The organism is Flagellimonas nanhaiensis (assembly GCF_003382275.1).
Classification (GTDB): Bacteria; Bacteroidota; Bacteroidia; order Flavobacteriales; family Flavobacteriaceae; genus Flagellimonas; species Flagellimonas nanhaiensis.
On record NZ_QTJX01000002.1, the window covers coordinates 78,588 to 97,208 of the forward strand.

Annotated in this window: 19 protein-coding genes; 2 read left to right on the forward strand and 17 right to left on the reverse strand. The window is 40.9% G+C overall.

Annotated elements, in window-relative coordinates; translation table 11 throughout:
• Window positions 1–3 precede the first annotated feature (3 nt).
• Genes DX873_RS07835 through DX873_RS07875 form a run of 9 tightly spaced genes read right to left on the reverse strand, consistent with a single transcriptional unit; the run spans window position 4 to window position 9,146 of the window.
• Entirely contained in the window at window positions 4–1,335 is a 1,332-nt protein-coding gene (locus DX873_RS07835) for a Gfo/Idh/MocA family oxidoreductase (RefSeq protein WP_116183913.1), read from the reverse strand.
• Window positions 1,336–1,339: 4 nt separating this feature from the next.
• A complete protein-coding gene (locus DX873_RS07840) occupies window positions 1,340–2,722 on the reverse strand; it encodes a 3-keto-disaccharide hydrolase (protein WP_116183914.1) in 1,383 nt (460 codons plus the stop codon).
• A 27-nt stretch (window positions 2,723–2,749) separates the two neighbouring features.
• The gene (locus DX873_RS07845) at window positions 2,750–4,045 is read right to left on the reverse strand and encodes a TRAP transporter large permease (protein WP_116183915.1); all 1,296 of its coding nucleotides are present in this window, start codon (window positions 4,043–4,045) and stop codon (window positions 2,750–2,752) included.
• Between the two features lies 1 nt (window position 4,046).
• On the reverse strand, window positions 4,047–4,508 hold the full coding sequence (locus tag DX873_RS07850) for a TRAP transporter small permease (protein WP_116183916.1): 462 nt from the start codon (window positions 4,506–4,508) through the stop codon (window positions 4,047–4,049).
• A gap of 6 nt (window positions 4,509–4,514) precedes the next feature.
• Window positions 4,515–5,483, reverse strand: a complete 969-nt coding sequence (locus DX873_RS07855; protein ID WP_116183917.1) for a TRAP transporter substrate-binding protein — start codon at window positions 5,481–5,483, stop codon at window positions 4,515–4,517.
• Window positions 5,476–5,703: a hypothetical protein gene (locus DX873_RS07860; protein ID WP_147296626.1), complete on the reverse strand. Its 228-nt coding sequence runs from the start codon at window positions 5,701–5,703 to the stop codon at window positions 5,476–5,478. The genes DX873_RS07855 and DX873_RS07860 overlap by 8 nt, the downstream gene beginning before the upstream one ends.
• 8 nt (window positions 5,704–5,711) lie before the next feature.
• Window positions 5,712–7,112 carry a glucuronate isomerase gene (uxaC, locus tag DX873_RS07865; RefSeq protein ID WP_116183919.1) on the reverse strand — a complete coding sequence of 467 codons (1,401 nt, stop codon included), beginning with the start codon at window positions 7,110–7,112 and terminating at the stop codon, window positions 5,712–5,714.
• Window positions 7,109–8,311, reverse strand: a complete 1,203-nt coding sequence (uxuA, locus tag DX873_RS07870; RefSeq protein WP_116183920.1) for a mannonate dehydratase — start codon at window positions 8,309–8,311, stop codon at window positions 7,109–7,111. Before uxuA ends, uxaC begins: the two co-directional genes overlap by 4 nt.
• Window positions 8,312–8,327: 16 nt before the next feature.
• Complete coding sequence (locus DX873_RS07875) at window positions 8,328–9,146, reverse strand: SDR family oxidoreductase (protein ID WP_116183921.1); 819 nt, start codon at window positions 9,144–9,146, stop codon at window positions 8,328–8,330.
• Between the two features lie 143 nt (window positions 9,147–9,289).
• On the opposite strand from DX873_RS07875, the gene DX873_RS07880 reads away from it, so the two are divergent.
• The gene (locus DX873_RS07880) at window positions 9,290–9,964 is read left to right on the forward strand and encodes an NUDIX hydrolase (RefSeq protein WP_116183922.1); all 675 of its coding nucleotides are present in this window, start codon (window positions 9,290–9,292) and stop codon (window positions 9,962–9,964) included.
• Between the two features lie 61 nt (window positions 9,965–10,025).
• Here the strand turns inward: DX873_RS07880 and DX873_RS07885 are convergent, their stop codons facing one another.
• From DX873_RS07885 to DX873_RS07910, 6 genes are all read right to left on the reverse strand, one after another.
• A complete protein-coding gene (locus DX873_RS07885) occupies window positions 10,026–10,265 on the reverse strand; it encodes a cytochrome C oxidase subunit IV family protein (protein ID WP_116183923.1) in 240 nt (79 codons plus the stop codon).
• Between the two features lies 1 nt (window position 10,266).
• On the reverse strand, window positions 10,267–10,842 hold the full coding sequence (locus tag DX873_RS07890) for a cytochrome c oxidase subunit 3 (protein ID WP_116183924.1): 576 nt from the start codon (window positions 10,840–10,842) through the stop codon (window positions 10,267–10,269).
• Between the two features lie 19 nt (window positions 10,843–10,861).
• Window positions 10,862–12,637 carry a nitric oxide reductase activation protein NorD gene (locus tag DX873_RS07895; protein WP_116183925.1) on the reverse strand — a complete coding sequence of 592 codons (1,776 nt, stop codon included), beginning with the start codon at window positions 12,635–12,637 and terminating at the stop codon, window positions 10,862–10,864.
• A 9-nt stretch (window positions 12,638–12,646) separates the two neighbouring features.
• Entirely contained in the window at window positions 12,647–13,468 is an 822-nt protein-coding gene (locus DX873_RS07900) for a CbbQ/NirQ/NorQ/GpvN family protein (RefSeq protein ID WP_181899452.1), read from the reverse strand.
• A 161-nt stretch (window positions 13,469–13,629) separates the two neighbouring features.
• On the reverse strand, window positions 13,630–14,973 hold the full coding sequence (locus DX873_RS07905) for a cbb3-type cytochrome c oxidase subunit I (RefSeq protein WP_116183926.1): 1,344 nt from the start codon (window positions 14,971–14,973) through the stop codon (window positions 13,630–13,632).
• Window positions 14,974–14,983: 10 nt separating this feature from the next.
• On the reverse strand, window positions 14,984–15,424 hold the full coding sequence (locus DX873_RS07910; RefSeq protein ID WP_116183927.1) for a c-type cytochrome: 441 nt from the start codon (window positions 15,422–15,424) through the stop codon (window positions 14,984–14,986).
• A 226-nt stretch (window positions 15,425–15,650) separates the two neighbouring features.
• Between DX873_RS07910 and DX873_RS07915 the strand changes: the two genes are divergently transcribed.
• Window positions 15,651–16,766, forward strand: a complete 1,116-nt coding sequence (locus DX873_RS07915) for a helix-turn-helix domain-containing protein (protein ID WP_116183928.1) — start codon at window positions 15,651–15,653, stop codon at window positions 16,764–16,766.
• 25 nt (window positions 16,767–16,791) lie between these two features.
• Here the strand turns inward: DX873_RS07915 and DX873_RS07920 are convergent, their stop codons facing one another.
• Together DX873_RS07920 and DX873_RS07925 are read right to left on the reverse strand one after the other, a co-directional pair.
• Window positions 16,792–17,325 carry a hypothetical protein gene (locus tag DX873_RS07920; RefSeq protein ID WP_116183929.1) on the reverse strand — a complete coding sequence of 178 codons (534 nt, stop codon included), beginning with the start codon at window positions 17,323–17,325 and terminating at the stop codon, window positions 16,792–16,794.
• A 107-nt stretch (window positions 17,326–17,432) separates the two neighbouring features.
• A complete protein-coding gene (locus tag DX873_RS07925) occupies window positions 17,433–18,560 on the reverse strand; it encodes a formylglycine-generating enzyme family protein (protein WP_116183930.1) in 1,128 nt (375 codons plus the stop codon).
• Window positions 18,561–18,621 lie beyond the last annotated feature (61 nt).

The window sequence follows — 18,621 nt, forward strand, 5'->3', positions numbered from 1 at the left end:
GTTTTAAAGTTTTGGCTCCCAGCCCTTTTCGTACTCTCGTTTCCAGCTTTTCATAACCTCATCATTATTTTTCACCTTTCCGGTCACAGTATCTATCTCTAAAGTGTGCCCTGCATCCTGTGCCATGTTGCCCAGATGGCAAAGCATAGTGGAGATGCTGGCATCATTGATATCTGAATTCAGTGATTCGTCTTTTCTAATTGCATTAAAAAAATTGCCCACATGATCCACATCAAGACCACCTATGCCCGTAGTATTAGTGGAATTGCTTTGTTGTGATTGTTCAAACTCAAATTTCAAAGGATTTCCTCCTAAATCATACAATCTATAAGACTCCCTACTAAGTTCAATAGTTCCCTTGCTACCATATATGGTAGCTCCTCTACCAGGTCTTTCGGGTTTCATTATCCCTCTGCTGTGACCTGTCCAAGTTAGGAATTTATTACCGGGAAAGTGATAGGTCACCTGCTGATTATCAATAAACTGCCAATCGTCATCATAGGTATATTTTCCACCAAAGGAAGTAACAGTTTCAGGCAAATCAACGCCCAAGGCCCAGCGACATATATCAATCTCATGTGTGCCGTTGTTATGTATCTCACCAGTGCCCCAGCTGCGAAACCAATGCCAATTATAAGGATGAATGTTATCGCGATAGTCCTCTCTAGGAGCAGGTCCCTGCCATAATTCCCAATCTAACGTGGAAGGCACATCCACCTTTTGTCCAATCCCAATGGAACCACGGTTATTTGAATAATAGGCCTCTCCTTTATACACTTCTCCAATGAGACCTTTCCTTATATCTTCAACAGCCATCATCGAGGTACGGGCCGATCGTTGTTGGTTACCCATCTGCACCTTCTTTCCATATTTATTTTGAGCGGCCACCAAGAGATCATTTTCATGAGGGTTGTGACTACAAGGTTTTTCAACATAGACATGTTTGCCTGCTTGCATTGCCATTATGGCCATAGGAGCGTGCCAGTGCTCTGGGGTTGCGATAAAAACGGCATCGACGTCCTTATCTTCGAGAATCTTTCGAAAATCCTTTTCAACTTTTGGCACATAACCAATGGTTTCTTGGCACCAAGCATTGTGCTGTTCGATGATGACATCATCAACATCACAATTGTAGAGAATCTTTGCGTTGGGGTCTTGGTGAATGGCCAGGACGTGGGCCTTAGCCCTACTTCGTACCCCAATTACCGCACAATTTATTTTTTCGTTGGCCCCTAATATATTGGCATAGCTACTTTTTGGCACCATAAAACCTCCTAAGCCGATTGCTGCACTACCAGCTGCAGTCTTTTTAATAAAACTTCTTCGCGTTCCCATTGTATTATTCTTTGGTTATTGGTTTTATTTTGATGTTTTTAAAGCTTACCAAATCTCCATGGTCTTGTAACAAGATATGTCCTTGGTCTGCTTCCCCAAAATTTGGCCACACCTTGTACTTGCTTTCGGCAACTAATTTTTTGTATTCGTCACTCCTTCGTTCATATTCCAGAACTTTGGCCCCGTTGAGCCAGTGCTCTACATGATTGTCCACGGATTTTATATGCGCTGTGTTCCATTCCCCAATCGGATTTACGGGTTTTTTTAAATCTGCCTGAATCAAATCATACAACGATGCCAACGTACGGCTTCCCTCATGATTGCCCAATTTGGCATCAGGGTGTCTTTCATCATCCAAAATCTGGTATTCCAACCCTATAGAGGAACCTGGGCCTTTGTTCAAATCAGTGTCCACGTAATATTTGATACCGCTGTTGGCCCCTTCAGAAATTTTGAAGTCAACTTTAAGCTCGAAATCCCCATATAAATCCGTGGTAACAATGTCTCCTCCAGCCCTAGATTCGTATCCGCCAGAAGACAACACTGTGAGAACTCCTTCGTTGATTTCCCAGCCAGCACTTGGAAAACTGTCCAATCTTGCTCCTCTCCATCCATCGGTTGTTTTACCATCCCATAACATTTTCCAGCCTTGTTCCGATTCCTGAATGGTCAGTTTATTTTTTGTATAAAGTGGTTTCAAGGTGGTCTGTTTTGAGTATTTTGAAAGACTGTCAGTAAGAATTTTTATGTTCTTCCATTGTATTTCCGTGCCTTCTTTCTGTTCTTCGTTTATACTATGAACCTGTAGCCCGATAAATCCTTTATCAGTTTTTTCATCTACCAAATGGGCTGCCGGGATATTGTTTATCCAAGTTTTAATGGTATCTCCAATGGCTTCAATTCGATAATGGTTCCAATCATTTTGTTTGAAAGCTTTTTGGGCCTCTGGATTGTCCTGAAGATTATAGAGCCATCCGCGCCTGCCTTCATCATAAATGCCAGCACTCCAAGCCCGGTCTGAAGGGTCAATTTCAACTTGATAACCATGTACCCTGCCGTCTAGATAATGTGGAAAGCTATTGCTTCGAATCTGAATTCCAGAATTCATGGAAGGATCTACCAAATACTCCAATTCCAGAATAAAATCTCCATATAGTCTATCCGAAGTCATAAATGAGTTAGGAGTATTACTTACTGTTGTACCTACAATAACACCATCCCTAACAGTGTAGCTGGCTTCTCCTCCCTTTTGCGTCCATCCATTCAATGTCTCACCATCAAACAGACTTACCCAAGGAGTATCATCTTTAGGTGTCTCCTCGCATGCTATTGACAAAATAGCCAAAAAAAGTGCGAGTGATTTTACATAAATGTTCTGTTTTTTCATTTTTTCAGATTTATTTCTATTCAAATTTTACAAATCAAACAATGAGGGTAACCACAAGCTAAGTTGTGGCAAATACGTAACTATGAACAAGGCTACGACCATCGCTACAAAAAGCGGCACCAGCGGTCTAACTACCTTTTCAATAGTTGTTTTGGCAATACCCACCCCTACAAACAGCACCGATCCCACCGGAGGGGTACACAACCCAATACATAAGTTCAAAATCATGATGATTCCGAAGTGTACGGGATCCAAGCCCAACTTGGTCACCACTGGCAAAAAAATCGGCGTAAAAATCAATACTGCCGGGGTCATGTCCATAAAAATACCCACCAGAAGCAGGATGACATTGATAATCAACAAAATCATGATTTTGTTATCCGTTATTCCCAAAAGGCCTGTACTGATATCTTGGGGAATATTTTCAAAAGAAAGCACCCATGACATGCTCATTGAAGCTCCAATCAATAGCATTACAATAGCAGTGGTCGCCGAGGAGCTCAATAAAATTTCCGGTAATTTTTTAAACGAGATTTCTTTGTAAATAAAGCCAAGAACAAGGCTGTACAACACCGCAATAGCGGATGCTTCGGTTGCAGTAAATATTCCTGCGACGATTCCCCCTATTACCAATACCAGCAGGAAAAGGCTAGGTACGGCATCAACAAATGTTTTTGCAATTGCCTTGAGCGAGCTCCGTTCACCCACATTATACCCTTTTTTTTTAGCCCAAAATGAGGCCACAATCATCAAAAAAAGCCCAGTAAGGATTCCCGGGATATAACCCGCAAGGAACAGCGCCGCAATGGACGCCCCTCCACTGGCCAAGGAATATACAATGAGGATATTACTTGGAGGTATAATCAACCCTGTGGTTGCCGATGTAATGTTCACCGCTGCGCCAAACTCCCGGTCATAACCTTCTTTCTCCATTTCGGGCCCAAGGATACTCCCCATGGCCGAAGCCGAAGCCATAGCCGAACCTGCAATGGCACCCATGAGCATGGCCGAAATAACATTGATCAGTGCCAATCCACCGGGAAAGGCGCCTACGAGGGTTTTTGCAAAAGCAATCAAACGATGGGCAATCCCTCCTTTGTTCATCAATTCTCCAGATAGAATAAAAAACGGAATCGCCAATAACGCGAAGCTATCAAGTCCTGTGGCCATTCGTTGAGAGACCGTTGTAAAAGCTGGAAATGCGGGAACACTGACCAACATGGTCAGTAAAGAGGAAATAGCAATACTCCATGCAACAGGAGTTCCAATTGCTAAAAGGCCTACAAAACTTAAAATAAGAACCAGTATGGGCACATATTCCATGTTACAGTTTTTTGCGTATATCAGATATTTTATAATACATAATGACAAGTCCACTAGCAGGGATCACCATATAAACAAAAGCCAAAGGCAATTGAAGAGCCGGTGAATATTGCCCAAGTAAATAGGTTATGTATACCAATCGGCTTCCTCCCAAGACCATCCCAAAAAAGCAGAACAAAACAATGGCCACTCTTACAACTTGTTCTAGCTGTTTTTGGGTTTTTCCACCTATTCTTTTAGGAAGGACATCAATGGCTACATGCATATTTCGCCCAGAAACATAAGCGGCCCCCAGAACCCCTACCCAAATCATTAAATAACGTGCAAGTTCATCCGTAAAGGAACTAGGGCTATTCAATACATATCTGCTGAAAACCTGCCAGAGTACATTGAGTACCATCACGCTCATAATCACAATTAAAGTAATCTCGAGTGTTTTATCTATTTTTTTTCTGGTTTTCATGACCACTTATTCCGCTTTTATTCTTTGTATCAATGCGTACAGTTCTTCATTGTCCCTTAGTTCTTCCAGCATGTTCACGGTTGTTTTTGAAAATGCTTCTTTGGAAGGTCTTGTTACCGTAACACCTGCTTTTTCAACTGCGGCAAGTGCTTCAGCCTCTGCCTCGGCCCATAGCTTTCGTTGATAAGAAACAGAATTTTCAATCGCCATTTTCATCCAGCCCTGCTCTTCTTCGGAAAGAGTGTTCCAAAAATGCGTACTTGCAATCAATATATCCGGTGTAAATGTGTGCTCATTGAGGGAATAATATTTACATACCTCATAATGGCGCGACAAATAAAAACTTGGCGGGTTATTCTCAGCACCATCCACAACTCCTTGTTGAAGCGCAGTATATAGCTCTCCCCATGAAATTGGCGTTGGGGCTCCTCCCATACTACTTACCATATTCATTGCGGTCACACTTTCCATGACACGAATCTTCTTTCCCTTTAAATCATTAGGATGTTCAACCGATTTGTCCTTGGTATAGAAACTTCGACTTCCTGCATCATAGAAGCATAACCCTTTTAGCCAATATTGTTGGGCATCATCAAGAAGTTCTTGGCCAATAGGCCCATCAAACACAGAAAATGCATGGTCTCGATCCCTAAACAAATAGGGGAGTCCTAAAACCGCTATTTTGGGTGCAAAATTTTCCAGGGTAGCTCCTGAAACCTTGGTCATATCCAGACTTCCTATTTGTAAAAGCTCCACTACTTCCCGTTCCGTACCCAGTTGTTGATTAGGATATATCTCCATTTTTAGTGTGCCATCGGAAAGAGTCTCAACATCCTCACCCATCTTGAACATGGCCTTGTGCACAGGGTGGCTTACATCTAAACCGTGAGCCAACCTAATTGTTTTAGTGTCCGAAGCGTTTTTACAGGCCGAAACTAAGATGATTGCCAAGAGTATGTAAATTATTCTACTCATTCCAACTTCTTTTTGATTTTGCAAATGATACCATGAGTTGTTCGGCCCCCTTCTTAAATAGATCGAGCTGTCTTTTAATCAAAATACCTTTCAAAGCGGGTTTTGAGACCATACCAAAACATATTGCACCCGTTTCAAAATTATTGACCAGAGAAAACCTTAAAAATCCAGGAGGCGATAACCGCAGCATAACTTCCCCTAAGATGATTACTTTCTTCATGGTTCTTTTCATTCAAAGTCAAAATAATCTTTAGCGTTATTATAGCTGATATCCTGCACAATTTTTCCCAGAAGGGGGATGTCATTTGGCAGCAAACCTTTTTTTATATCATTCCCTAAAATGTTGCACAACAATCTTCTGAAGTATTCGTGCCTTGGAAAGGAAAGAAAGCTTCTTGAATCGGTCAGCATTCCCACAAAACAACTTAACAAGCCCATGTTGGACAATGCATTTATCTGTTTTTCCATTCCATCCAATTGGTCATTATACCACCAGCCTGAACCGAATTGAACCTTCCCTTTAACATTTTCCCCGTTGAAATTGCCTGCCATAGTCGCAAAAACTTCATTATATGAAGGATTGAGGTTATACAAAACTGTCTTCGCAAGCTGATTGGTCAAATCAAGGGTGCTTAAAAACCCGCCTAGATTTTTGGCTTGATCAAAATCGCCTATGGAATCAAAACCTGTATCAGGACCCAAGGCCTTCAACATGCGCTTATTCACATTTCGAAGCGCTCCAAGGTGAAATTGTTGCACCCATCCCAATCCAACATATTCCCTACAAAGGTGCAGCAGGGTTTCAAACTTGAAATATTGTATTTCTGTAATTGTCAAATCTTTCACTGACAATATTTTCTTAAAGATGTATTCTATATCATATTCGCCCTGATCAAAACAATAGAGCTGTGCCAATCCGTGATCAGACAATCTGCATCCGTTTGCATGAAAAAAGTCGATTCGGTTCTTGAGTGCTTCAATGAAGTCGTGGTAGTTGGTAATTTCAATACCTGTTACATCAGTCAGTTTTTCTAGATAGGCCTTATATGCAGCATTGTCCTCAACGGCATAGGCCTTGTCAGGTCTAAACGAGGGCAACACTTTGAGGTTGTCTTTATCTTCCCTTATCTTTTTATGGTGTTCCAAGGAATCCGTTGGATCGTCCGTAGTGCAAACCACCTCAACCTTCATTTGGCTCAACAATCCTTGAACACTATGAGTGTTCTCGCTTAACTTCTGACCAGCGGCTTCAAAAACCCTTTTGGCATTGGCTCCAGAAAGAGGCTCATCGATACCAAAATATCGTTGAAGCTCTAGGTGCGTCCAATGATACAGCGGGTTCCGCAGCGTATAGGGAACCGTCTCTGACCATTTAACAAACTTATCGATGTCCGATGCATCACCTGTAATATATTTTTCCTCGACTCCAAACGCACGCATCGCCCTCCATTTGTAATGATCTCCATCCAGCCAAGCTTCGGTTAGATTTTTAAATTTATGATTGGATGCTATTTGTTCCGGAGATAAGTGATTGTGGTAATCTATAATAGGCATCTTGCTGGCAAAATCGTGGTACAACTCTGTCGCATAGGATGTTTCCAGCAAGAAATCTTTATTTATAAAACTCATTGAGCCAAAGATTTTTCGATACCCATTTGCAATCCTCTTAGTTCAGCAAGGCCACGCAATCTTCCAATAGCGGAATATCCCGGATTTGTCTTTTTATCAAGATCATCCAACATTTGATGTCCGTGATCTGGTCGCATGGGTATCTGTGCATCTTCCCTACCTTCACTGGCCCTGCGTCGTTGCTCCAAGCTAATTTTCTTCACCATCGTGTACATATCCGTATCTCCTTCCAGGTGGTTTGCCTCGTAAAAATTACCTTCTGCATCTCTGGTGGTATTGCGTAAATGAAGAAAATGCACCCGATTGGCAAAACGTTCGAACATAGATGGCAAATTATTCTCTTCAATTACTCCCAAAGACCCTGTGCAAAATGTTATTCCGTTATTTATGGAGTCCACTTTACTAAAAATATGGGCATAATCTTCCTCGTTACACATAATTCGCGGTAATCCAAGGATAGAAAAAGGTGGGTCATCAGGGTGGATGCACATGAGCACCCCATGAGCTTCCGCAACGGGAATAATCTCTTGTAAAAAAAGAACCAAATGCTCTTGCATTTTTGCCCTATCAATAGCATCGTAAGCGCCAAGAATAGTCCTGAACTTAGAAAGATCATATCCTTCTTTAGGTACGGGATAACTTTCTTCGGAGCCTGGAAGTCCTGCAATGATATTTTTTACCAATTGCCAAACTTCGGTACTAGACATATCCTTGTACCTTTTTTCCGCTTTTGCAATCTGGGTCTGAGTATAAGATTCTCGTGCTCCTGACCTCTTCAAAACAAAAACATCAAAAACTATTAAATCGTAAAGGCTAAAGTACAGAGCCTTGGACCCATCCTCCACTTCAAAATCCAGATTGGTACGAGTCCAGTCCAGAATGGGCATGAAGTTGTAGCATACTACATTTACACCACATTTAGCCAAATTGGCCAGACTTTCTTTGTAGTTGGCAATATGCTTTTTAAAATCTCCAGATCTTGTTTTTATTTCTTCATGGACCGGTAAAGATTCTACAACTGACCATACAAGACCTTGATCTTCTATTGTTTTTTTTCTTTTCTCAATTTCCTCAACTGGCCATATATCTCCATTGGGAATGTGGTGCAAAGCCGTAACTATACCCTTTGCGCCTGCCTGTTTGATATCTGAAAGAGTCACTGGATCTTCAGGACCGTACCATCTCCATGTTTCCAACATATGCTTTAATTTTTTTTTAAACTCCACTAAAGGCACTGAATCCCCCGTCTATCGGGACAATTACTCCGGTAACAAAACTTGCCGCATCGCTGATCAGCCAATGGATCGTCCCGTTAAGTTCATCTGCCTCCCCAAAACGTTTCATAGGTGTATTTGAAATTATTGTATTGCCACGTTGGGTATAGCTACCATCTTCGTTGGTCAGCAATCTTCTGTTTTGATTGCCAATGAAGAACCCTGGCGCAATGGCGTTTACCCGGAGTCCATCTCCAAATTTTAGGGCCAGTTCAGTGGCCATCCAACGCGTAAAATTATCAATGGCCGCCTTAGAAACGGAATAACCGACCACACGGGTTACCGCCTGGGTAGCCGTCATTGAGGAAATGTTGATAATACACCCCTTGCCGTTCTGGGACATTAATTCACCAAAAACCAAGGATGGAATTACTGATCCATCTAGGTTTAGCTGAGACACTTTTCTAAAATCCTCCATTTTTAGGTCGAAAATGGTTTGATCTTCACCAATTGTGGCACCGGGCATATTTCCCCCGGCTGCATTAATCAATGCATCCACTTTGCCCCATTTGTCCATGATTTGAGATTTGGCCTCCTGCATATCGGTCTCAGAAAGCACGCTACCAGCATATCCTATGACATCAGAGCCTACTTGTTTCAACTCTTCAATCTTGATATTGATTTGTTCTTGATTTAAATCCAAGAGAGCAATTTTGGCACCCACGGAAAGCAGATACTTGGCCATATTACTACCTAAAACCCCTGCTCCACCAGAAATTACGACCACCTTTTGGGAAACATCAAACAAATTATCGCGCATTTAAATCAGATTTTATACTTTAAGAAAAGTATTTTTGACTTTCAGAATGTTTGTTCTGTGTACTAAAAACACAGTATAGTCGAAAGTATGTATTTTTGACACAATAGAAAAATAAAATCTCATAAAATTCAGCTTTTAAGTTGATGGAACAAGAAAAACTACAGCACATTCAAGTAAAGCCAAATTCATTTGAATGTTCCATAACCACGGACATAGCAGTTTTCGGATATGTAGAAGACAGATTTAAAATTTTGCTCACCAAAAGAACTGTTGGTGATTTCAAAAACCATTGGTTCCTACCTGGCGGGGTTATGGAATCGAATGAGACTCTTGTGGATTGTGCGCAAAAGGTATTGTTTGCACTAACAGGGTTCAAGGATATTCATTTTGAGCAAGTGCGGACCTATGGTGATTTGGAAAGACACCCATTGAAAAGAGTGATTACCGTATGTTTTTATGCTCTCATTAAGCCTGAGAACCACCCTATCGCCTTAAAGGAAAATGTGGAAAGCATTGAATGGTTCGACATGGAAAACATTCCTGAGAATTTAGGCTTCGATCATGCCCGTTTGATTAACGATGCGCACATGCACATGAAGGATAATTTGAAGGACAAGCTTATTGTGGGAGAGCTTCTACCGGAAAAATTCACCCTTGCCGAACTCCAGAATTTGTATGAAAACATTTTTAGCATCAAACTTGACCGAAGAAACTTCAGAAAACGGATATTTCAAATGGACATTCTGGAAAATACGAACGAAAAGAAAACCGGTGTCAAAGGTGGTCCTTTTTTATATCGATATAAAGAGAACAGGTAGCAAGGAACAATTCTGACCCCCATACATAGATCACGAGGCCCAAAAGCTATTATTGCCCCATCTAAAAAGCCACAATGAAAATTATTATGGTGAACAGTATGATATAGCTCAGAATCAAAAATTTCCAGAGGAAATGTGCCCTTTTTAATTCCATAAACTGAAACGCCACAATCAAGAACTTAAACGTTGCAAGTACAAGAATCAATCCGCTTGTATAGGTAGTGTTCACCATTGAGATTAAAGCCGTGGTGATGGTCAAAATCATTAAAACTGTCCAAGTGTTAGCTATAGTTTTTCCCATTTTAAAAGAATAAATAAAGTACTGGGAACAATAAAAGCCAGATTAAGTCGCACATATGCCAAAAAGCAGCGCTCGCCTCTATATCTTCTATTGTAGTGGATTGCTTATGTCTTCCAAAATACACTGAGGTTAAAATAACAAGACCAACAATCACATGAACAACGTGAAAAAGCGTAAGCATCCAATAATAATTGAAAAATGTACTATGGCCCATACCAAAACCAGCTTCTATTTTTTCATAGTATTCCAAACACTTGAGCAGTAGAAAAAAGCTGCCGAAGAGTATGGTCGCAGGCAAGTATTTCTTCAATTTTTGCTTTCCTCCCAGTTTAACCTCCTTTACTGATAGTGCCATAAAAAAACCACTAGTAAGCAAAAAGACCGTGTTGATCGTTCCGTAAGTTACATTTAACGATAGTCTTGCATTATGAAACTGAACTGGATTGGCTTTACCTTCATATACCATGGCAATCAAGGCCACACCAAATGTTATCAATTCTAAAAAGATGATTATCCAAATTAGGATTCCTCCCGGTGGGTAATAAATGTTCTTGGGATCAACAGCTTCATTAGTCATAACTATTCACGAACGATTCCTACGATTGGTGTTTGATTTTTTCATAGAGCTTTACAAGCGATTGCAACAGCTCAACAGGAGTGGTCAATATCTGATAGTGGTTTTGGCCAAACATCTGTGGCAGATAATATTTTGCCTGTGCCTCAATGGCCAATGCATAGGAGTTAATCTGGCGTTCATTGAGTTCCCGTAGTGCCTGTTTAATGTCATTGATACCGTACTTTCCTTCATATCTGTCATAGTCATTGGGTTTTCCATCTGATATTAGGATTACCCATTTGTTTTTGGTATCTCTCTGGTCCAACAGTGCCCCTGAGTGACGCAGTGCCGGCCCAATACGTGTATATCCTTGGGGTTCTATGGCTCCAATTTTGAATTTTGCAGTGTTCCAGTCATCATCAAAACCTTTCATCGTGACATAGGAAGAGTGATTCCTTGTTTTGGAGTAGAAACAATTGATCGAGAAATCAATATCAAACTCATTCATTATCTCCCCAAAGAGAATGGATACCTGTTTCTCCACATCAATGACCCTATTCCCTGCAGCATATCCGTCACTAGACAAACTACTATCCAGCAATAGTAGAATGGACAGGTCTTTTTCCTTTTTTCGTTTGGAGAGGTATATTTTTTCGGAAGGGGTATGCCCTGTATGTACGTCTACAAATAAATCGGTAATGGCATCCAAGTCAAATTCTTCACCCTGCGTCTGTCTACGTTGTTGCTGATACTTGTTATTGACCGTTGTCAACATTTTTCGCAGTCCCAAGAGTGTAGAACGATTTTCCTTAATGGCCTTTTTATAGTATAAAACATCTGTTTTTAGGATGATCTTGGGATAGACCTTGCAAAAATTCTCTTTGTAATTCCTTTTTGCATAATCCCACTCATCATATTGGACAAAATATCCTTGATCATCACTATCTGCACTCTCAGCTATGGTGGTATTTTCTACAAAATCGGCTTGGTATACAGAATGGGCGGTATCATCCACACGCACGGTAAATTTCATGCTTAGATCTTCCAGGGCATTGGCATGGTCTTCCAACTCATCATCGCCATCCATATTTCTGAAATTCCCTCCAAACTCATCGGCGGTCTCCACTTTTTCAAATTGATGTTGCAGCACCGCATCTTCCACTTGTTTTTCATCAACCTGAACCGATATCAGCTCTTCCACCGCATTTGCTTTTAAAATGGTCTTGGGTTGCTCCTGATTGGCTGTCTTTACTTTTTCCGAATAGTTACTAAGCTTTGCTTCCGGTTGTTCTTCCTCAGTGTTTCGCATCCATTTTCCATAAATAAATGAAAAATCAGGTGTAGAATTTGGCTTTGCCTTGCCCGAATAATGCAAGTAAAATTTTTGATGATATTCCTTGGTTATAGGGAATTCCTTGAACAAGTGGTTCAACACTACTTTAGAAGTTTCCCTTGCCTTATCCTGAGATTCCTGTGATGAGTATTCTTCTACTTCACTCCAATTCAGTCCAAGGTTCTTTTGCGTTGCCAGATAAAGAATTCTAAAAAGATAAAAGGACACATTCCCCTCTACCGTTGAAAACTCAGCGTATTTTGATGGCAGGAAAAAATTATTGTTTTTATATCCTCCTTCCCTTTCCGCTTCATATAGCTCTATTGGACATCCTGTGACCGCTCTGGCAAAAATGGTGAGGCGTGGTTTTACTTCCTGCAGGGTAACGGCATGTGCCCAATTTGCTTCTTTCCTTTTTCTACGGCGCTTGAAATAGTGGGCAAACTTGGTGAAAATGTACTCATCGGGCTCAAACTCGAACATAGTGTCGGTTTAAATCATTAGGTCACACAAATCGTTCAGAGCACTTACAATTTCAGTATCATCCGTCAGTGGTTCCACAACCGCAACATGAACTGCCAATCTTTTTGGCAAACCAGAACGAATTAATTTTGCGGCATCCACCAAAAGTCGTGTTGAAACCGTTTCTGTAAGCCCCAATTCGGTTAAATTCCTAATTTTATTGGCAATGTTCACCAGTTTTTTGGCATCTGCTTCCAGGATATTGGTTTCGTTCACCAGGATATCTGCTTCAAGTTTAGCTTCCGGATAATTGAATGATACGGCTACAAACCGTTGCCGGGTAGAAGGTTTCAATTCTTTAAATCCACGTTGATATCCGGGGTTGAAGGAGGCGACCAACATGAAATCTTGATGTGCTTTTATGGTTTCTCCCAATTTATCAATAAACAGTTCCCGCCTGTGGTCGGTCAGGGAATGTATAGCCACAATTACATCGGGTCTTGCTTCTGCTATTTCATCCAGATACAAAATAGCCCCTGTTTTTACCGCCGTGGTCAAAGGGCCATCTAGCCATATGGTTTCTGCTCCTTTGATGATATAGCGTCCTATTAAATCGGTAGACGAGGTTTCTTCATGACAACTTACCGTAGTTAATTTTTTACCCAACCGATGCGCCATAAACTCAATAAATCGTGACTTGCCGGTGCCCGTAGGTCCTTTTAGAAGAAATGATAGTTTTTGTGCATAAGAATGTTCAAATACCTCTATTTCCTTGGCAATTGGCTTATAATAAGGCGCTGGGATTTCTATATCCAAAATTTTTACGGTGCGGTTTTCTAGATTGTCTAGCATAGGTCTAAGGTTTGTTTAGGTCCAAAAAGCAATCGCATAAGGTACTTCAACTGTGGGTTAGGTATGAGTGGCGGACCTGATACTTTATGAACTAGCGGAGACTGCTAGCTTATGATTGCTTCTTGGACCAATTGTTCTTGTTGATTAAAGTGAAACCTGTTTTAATTTTGAATATTAAGCTCTATGGCCTCATCTGTTGGGCGGCCATGTTTTATAAAATCAATGATATATAGGGCAATACCAAAGGTCAATATGGAGGCACATATGATTAGTACCACAAAATGTATGTTGATCTCATTTTGGACTTCCATAAATTCCATTTTGAATTTGCGTTCCAAGTATACCTGTACAACTCCGGCAACCCCAAAAGCAACCGTCATGCCTATCATTCCTATATTGGAAAGCCAAAATGCCGCTCTTCCCCGTGCTGTCAGATACAGTTTTCGGCCAGTCATGTTTGGTAAGCTATAGCTTATGATCGCCAATACAATCATGGCATATGCTCCCCAGAAGGCCAAATGACCGTGCATTGCAGTTACCAATGTGCCGTGAGTGTACAAATTTGTTTGGGGTAAGGTGTGGGCAAATCCCAAAAGCCCCGCTCCTACAAAGGATACAATAGCTGCTCCAAGAGTCCAGAACAAGGCCAATTTATTTGGATGTTTTTTCTCTCCCTTACGATACATATTTACCGCAAACAAAGCCATCGCCAAGAATGCCAAGGGTTCCAATGCGGAGAATATTCCCCCTACAACGAGCCATATTTTATTAACTCCAATGTAGTAGTAATGGTGTCCGGTTCCCAACACTCCCGATAAGAAGGTCAATCCTACGATAACATACAGCCATTTTTCAATTACCTCTCTGTCTACTCCGGTAAGTTTAATCAATAAGAAAGATAGTATCCCTCCCATGATCAATTCCCAAACTCCTTCGACCCACAAGTGGACCACCCACCATCTAAAAAATGAATCCATTACTTGACTATCAAATGGCAACATTCCGGGTAGGTACAACAGAGCTGCAAACAGCAATCCCATAGAGAGCACCAACGCCGTTGTGGTTCTTCGTTTTCCTTTAAAGAGGGTGACCAGAATCAAACCTAGGAACAGTAGTACGTTCGCTACGACCAAAAAATCCAATTGTCTTGGAATTTCCAGGAACTTACGCCCTTCCCACCAGTTAAAGTGATAACCTACTATAGCGGCCACGCCAACTAAAGCCAACGAAATCAATTGTACATAGGCCAGTTTTACGTTGACCAATTCGCGCTGTGCTTCTTCAGGTATTATGTAGTACGCCGCTCCCATAAAACCAGAAAGCAGCCAAACAACTAGCAGGTTGGTATGTACGGCCCTAGCGGTGTTGAATGGAATAAATTCATGCAGCCCATCCATACCGATTCGGGCAAAACCCATGATGAAGCCATAGGTCAATTGCAAAACAAGCAGCAACATGGATAAAGCAAAAAACCAATAGGCTACCTTTTGTGATTTGTATTTCATAATGTTTGTATTAGTTGTTCATTTTTTCTTTAGCGATAGGAGAAACTACCCTGTCAAAACCGTTTAGATCTATGTCATCTATCCAATCCAGAAAGGCGATAATGTCATTGGCTTCTTCCTCAGAAAAACCATAAGCCACCATTTGTCTGCCATTTGGTGCCCAAGGATTAGGGCTGGTTAATACGGCCTTGATGTAACCTTTACCTCTACGGTCTATTACTTTAGTGAGTTCTGGGGCGTAGTAAGCGCCTTCTCCCAAAATGGTATGGCATCCCATACAATTATTGGTTTCCCAAAGTTTCTTTCCCCTAACTACTTCTGCCGTAATGTTCTCATAGTTGGACTGATCTTGTTCTTTGCTGAAGGAATAAATAGTGAGCCCAATAAAAATGAGAAATGTCACTACGGTTCCACCAAGAAAAAAAGTACGTGCTTGTTTTTTTGATAACATAGGTTTATTGATTAGTCATTTAAAATTTAAAGATATTTTTATCTTTTTATCTCTTTTCCAAAAATATTATAACACCCTACTGAAGAAAATGATAAAAGTCATGTTTTTCAACTGACTTTCAACTAATTATACACACCCCTATTTTTGAGTTTTGTCACACCGAATTATCATAATCCCGATAAGAATTCTATATTGTCAGACACACCCTTTATAATTTGTCGGGCAAATGACTACTTGGGAAATCATTCTTCTGTTTTTGGGCTTTCAGGCACTATTGCTCTCGTTCTTGTTTTTCTTTAAAAGGTCAAACTCCTTTAACTATGCCAACAGGTTGTTTTCCCTCTTTTTGTTTCTATGCGGTTGGTCTATAATTTACAACACGCTCTATTGGTCCAAAAAACTGTATGAACCCAGCTTTATCCATCTTAATTTCACTTATGTGATTCCCATGTCCCTCATAGGACCAATATTCTTTTTTTACATCAGAAATAGTACAAATGGAATCCGGATATCCCTTCAAAGGGATATTATCCATTTTGTTCCCTTTTTATTTATTGTTTTGAAGTATTCCCCATACTACTTTCTTTCCAGCTCCATGAAGTTGGCCGCTGTTGGTAACAAGTCACTATTGAATTTTATTCAACCCAGTGATTGGTATGAAATTGGCCTTGTACTCCTCATGGCCATTTATGGGATTTACATTATGATCAAGTACACCAAGTATTTTGGAAACGATGCAGATCTAAAGTTATGGACAAGGGCAATAACCTTTGGTTATCTCGGCTGTGCGCTGAGCTTCATTGTATTTTATGCCCTTCTCTTAACTGGCATCTTGACCACTGAACAGGATTACCATATTACATTGTTCCTGTGTATTTCTGTGCTGATTTCGGCCTACTTTGCTTTCAATTTTCCTGCGATATTTTATGGCAAATCCCTTGGTGAAATTGTTCCGTTTATCAAGTATAAAAAGACAGGGTTGTCCGAAAGCTATTCAAACGAACTTAAAGAGAATCTACTTGACCATATGCTAAAGGAAAAGCCTTTTTTGAATAGAGAACTACGTCTTGATGATTTAGCCGATGCCCTGGGCATTGGTCGACATCATGCCTCGCAAATCATCAATGCACATTTCTGCACAAACTTTTTCGATTTTATAAATCTTTACCGGGTAGAAGAAGCCATCAGACTACTTGAAGAAAAAGGAAGTGCACTGAACCTAGCAGAAATTGGGTTTCTGTCCGGCTTCAACAATACAGTGTCTTTCAACAAAGCCTTCAAAAAAAATACCGGGGTCACACCTTCCAAATTCCGAAAGGAGATAATGTCCGACAACCTGTAGCTTAGCAAGCATTGACGAATTGGACCTATTCTTTACGTTTATAGTTTATCCGCCAATTTAGCGTCCAACTTTCTCCTCCATCGTTGGACAATTCCCAATCCCACGTCATTGAATCTTGGGTAATCTGATAAAAAACCATCCTTTGGGTGATTTTCTTACCATCCTTTGTTTCAATGGTTGCAGTTTGAAATGTTTTTTTATCACCTTTTAAATCCCCTGTGAAGCAATAAAAACCTCCCTGATTGTCCGCCCAAGATTGTTTCCATTCTTTGGTTCCAGTTTGAAACACGGAGATGCTAGTGCCTTTGAAACCTTTGGACTGCCCCTTAAGGATTTCAAAATTTTCCTGAATGACCGTACCATCCAAAACCTTCTCAATATGGTTTACACCATATCCCTTCTTTCCTTCTCCCTCATCCCAGCTTGCCTCCCAGTTTCCGACCCAAAAATCGAGCAATGCCGAGGAATCCTGCTCTGTAGATTGTGAAAAGAGTGAACATGACGTGGAAATTGCCAAAGCCAATACCAGGCTTTTCGTTCTTGTAAAAATGTGCATCATACTATATTTTGATTGAAATTATATTCCAAAATATAGCTCGAACCCCTGTTCTTTGTAGAAGCCCTATAATAATTACTAAATCTTACCGGACTGTATCTCGAAGAATTTTACTGCAAATGGTTCTCTTTGTCTGTATCCGAAATGGACTTAACGGTCCTAAAGCCCAAATGTTCTTGTGAGGAATCCAGGGCGTTGGACATCCGCGCAGAAACCCTAAAACTGGCACAATAACTGGCATTGCATAAAAAGGATCCACCACGTATAACTCTTTCCTTGGTATACGGATTGTGAGGTTTCTTTGGCCCTGTTGGATTTAAGGTAGTGTCCTGCTTTTTAGCCAGATGTCGATAATATTCATAACTATACCAATCTTGTGTGAACTCCCAAACATTACCCACCATATCATAAAGTCCGTAACTATTGGGAGGGAAAGAACCGACTGGAGCCTTATTTATAAAGCCATCATCCTGGGTGTTTTTTGTAGGAAAGGTACCTGTCCAGGTATTGGCCATTTGGTTTAGTTTTTGCCTATCCTTTCCCCAGGGGAAAATTCCGTTTTCCAACCCACCGCGAGCCGCATATTCCCACTCGGCCTCTGTAGGAAGTCTGCTCCCCGCCCAGTTACAATACGCAAGGGCATCTTCATAAGCAATATGTACAACTGGATAATTATCCCTTCCCTTCAGATTACTTTCCGGACCTTGGGGGTGCTTCCAGTTGGCACCCACCTTCCATTTCCACCATTGCGAATAATCATTTAGATTTTCAATGGGGTTCTCCGGGGTTTTAAAAATCAATGATCCTGGCTGCAAAATGGAATCATGGGGTTTTGGCGTATCTGGCGGAAGCTGCTGCTTCATTTCTTCCCAATCAATTTCCCGTTCGGCAAGCGTAACATATCCTGTTTCCTGCACGAAACGTGCAAATTGAGCATTGGTTACTTCGGTAGTGTCCATAAAGAACCCATCAACCGCAACCGCATGCTTTGGTCTTTCATGCCCCATAGCCATTTCATCTTGATCCATGGCTCCTTGCATAAAAACTCCTCCTGGAATCCATACCATACCCTTTGGGACCTCAATGCTATCAGGTTTTTTAACAAGTACCAAAGAACTGGGGGCGTCTTCATCCTGTGTGCTCAGCTTTGCTCCATTTTCCTTGCAAGCGTAAAAAACAAATGTGGACAAGACAATCAATAAAAGAAGTGTCCTATGTTGTGATTCTGAATTCCCCATAGATTAAAATCAAATATACAGGCTTTAGTGTCAATCTAACCAAAACTAAATCTATGATGTA

What these genes read in the sequence shown, in the direction of transcription:
- DX873_RS07835 (WP_116183913.1), bottom strand. Translation starts at nt 1,335, where the DNA reads ATGGGAACGCGAAGAAGTTTTATTAAAAAGACTGCAGCTGGTAGTGCA.
- DX873_RS07840 (WP_116183914.1), bottom strand. Translation starts at nt 2,722, where the DNA reads ATGAAAAAACAGAACATTTATGTAAAATCACTCGCACTTTTTTTGGCT.
- DX873_RS07845 (WP_116183915.1), bottom strand. Translation starts at nt 4,045, where the DNA reads ATGGAATATGTGCCCATACTGGTTCTTATTTTAAGTTTTGTAGGCCTT.
- DX873_RS07850 (WP_116183916.1), bottom strand. Translation starts at nt 4,508, where the DNA reads ATGAAAACCAGAAAAAAAATAGATAAAACACTCGAGATTACTTTAATT.
- DX873_RS07855 (WP_116183917.1), bottom strand. Translation starts at nt 5,483, where the DNA reads ATGAGTAGAATAATTTACATACTCTTGGCAATCATCTTAGTTTCGGCC.
- DX873_RS07860 (WP_147296626.1), bottom strand. Translation starts at nt 5,703, where the DNA reads ATGAAGAAAGTAATCATCTTAGGGGAAGTTATGCTGCGGTTATCGCCT.
- uxaC (WP_116183919.1), bottom strand. Translation starts at nt 7,112, where the DNA reads ATGAGTTTTATAAATAAAGATTTCTTGCTGGAAACATCCTATGCGACA.
- uxuA (WP_116183920.1), bottom strand. Translation starts at nt 8,311, where the DNA reads ATGTTGGAAACATGGAGATGGTACGGTCCTGAAGATCCAGTGACTCTT.
- DX873_RS07875 (WP_116183921.1), bottom strand. Translation starts at nt 9,146, where the DNA reads ATGCGCGATAATTTGTTTGATGTTTCCCAAAAGGTGGTCGTAATTTCT.
- DX873_RS07880 (WP_116183922.1), top strand. Translation starts at nt 9,290, where the DNA reads ATGGAACAAGAAAAACTACAGCACATTCAAGTAAAGCCAAATTCATTT.
- DX873_RS07885 (WP_116183923.1), bottom strand. Translation starts at nt 10,265, where the DNA reads ATGGGAAAAACTATAGCTAACACTTGGACAGTTTTAATGATTTTGACC.
- DX873_RS07890 (WP_116183924.1), bottom strand. Translation starts at nt 10,842, where the DNA reads ATGACTAATGAAGCTGTTGATCCCAAGAACATTTATTACCCACCGGGA.
- DX873_RS07895 (WP_116183925.1), bottom strand. Translation starts at nt 12,637, where the DNA reads ATGTTCGAGTTTGAGCCCGATGAGTACATTTTCACCAAGTTTGCCCAC.
- DX873_RS07900 (WP_181899452.1), bottom strand. Translation starts at nt 13,468, where the DNA reads ATGCTAGACAATCTAGAAAACCGCACCGTAAAAATTTTGGATATAGAA.
- DX873_RS07905 (WP_116183926.1), bottom strand. Translation starts at nt 14,973, where the DNA reads ATGAAATACAAATCACAAAAGGTAGCCTATTGGTTTTTTGCTTTATCC.
- DX873_RS07910 (WP_116183927.1), bottom strand. Translation starts at nt 15,424, where the DNA reads ATGTTATCAAAAAAACAAGCACGTACTTTTTTTCTTGGTGGAACCGTA.
- DX873_RS07915 (WP_116183928.1), top strand. Translation starts at nt 15,651, where the DNA reads ATGACTACTTGGGAAATCATTCTTCTGTTTTTGGGCTTTCAGGCACTA.
- DX873_RS07920 (WP_116183929.1), bottom strand. Translation starts at nt 17,325, where the DNA reads ATGATGCACATTTTTACAAGAACGAAAAGCCTGGTATTGGCTTTGGCA.
- DX873_RS07925 (WP_116183930.1), bottom strand. Translation starts at nt 18,560, where the DNA reads ATGGGGAATTCAGAATCACAACATAGGACACTTCTTTTATTGATTGTC.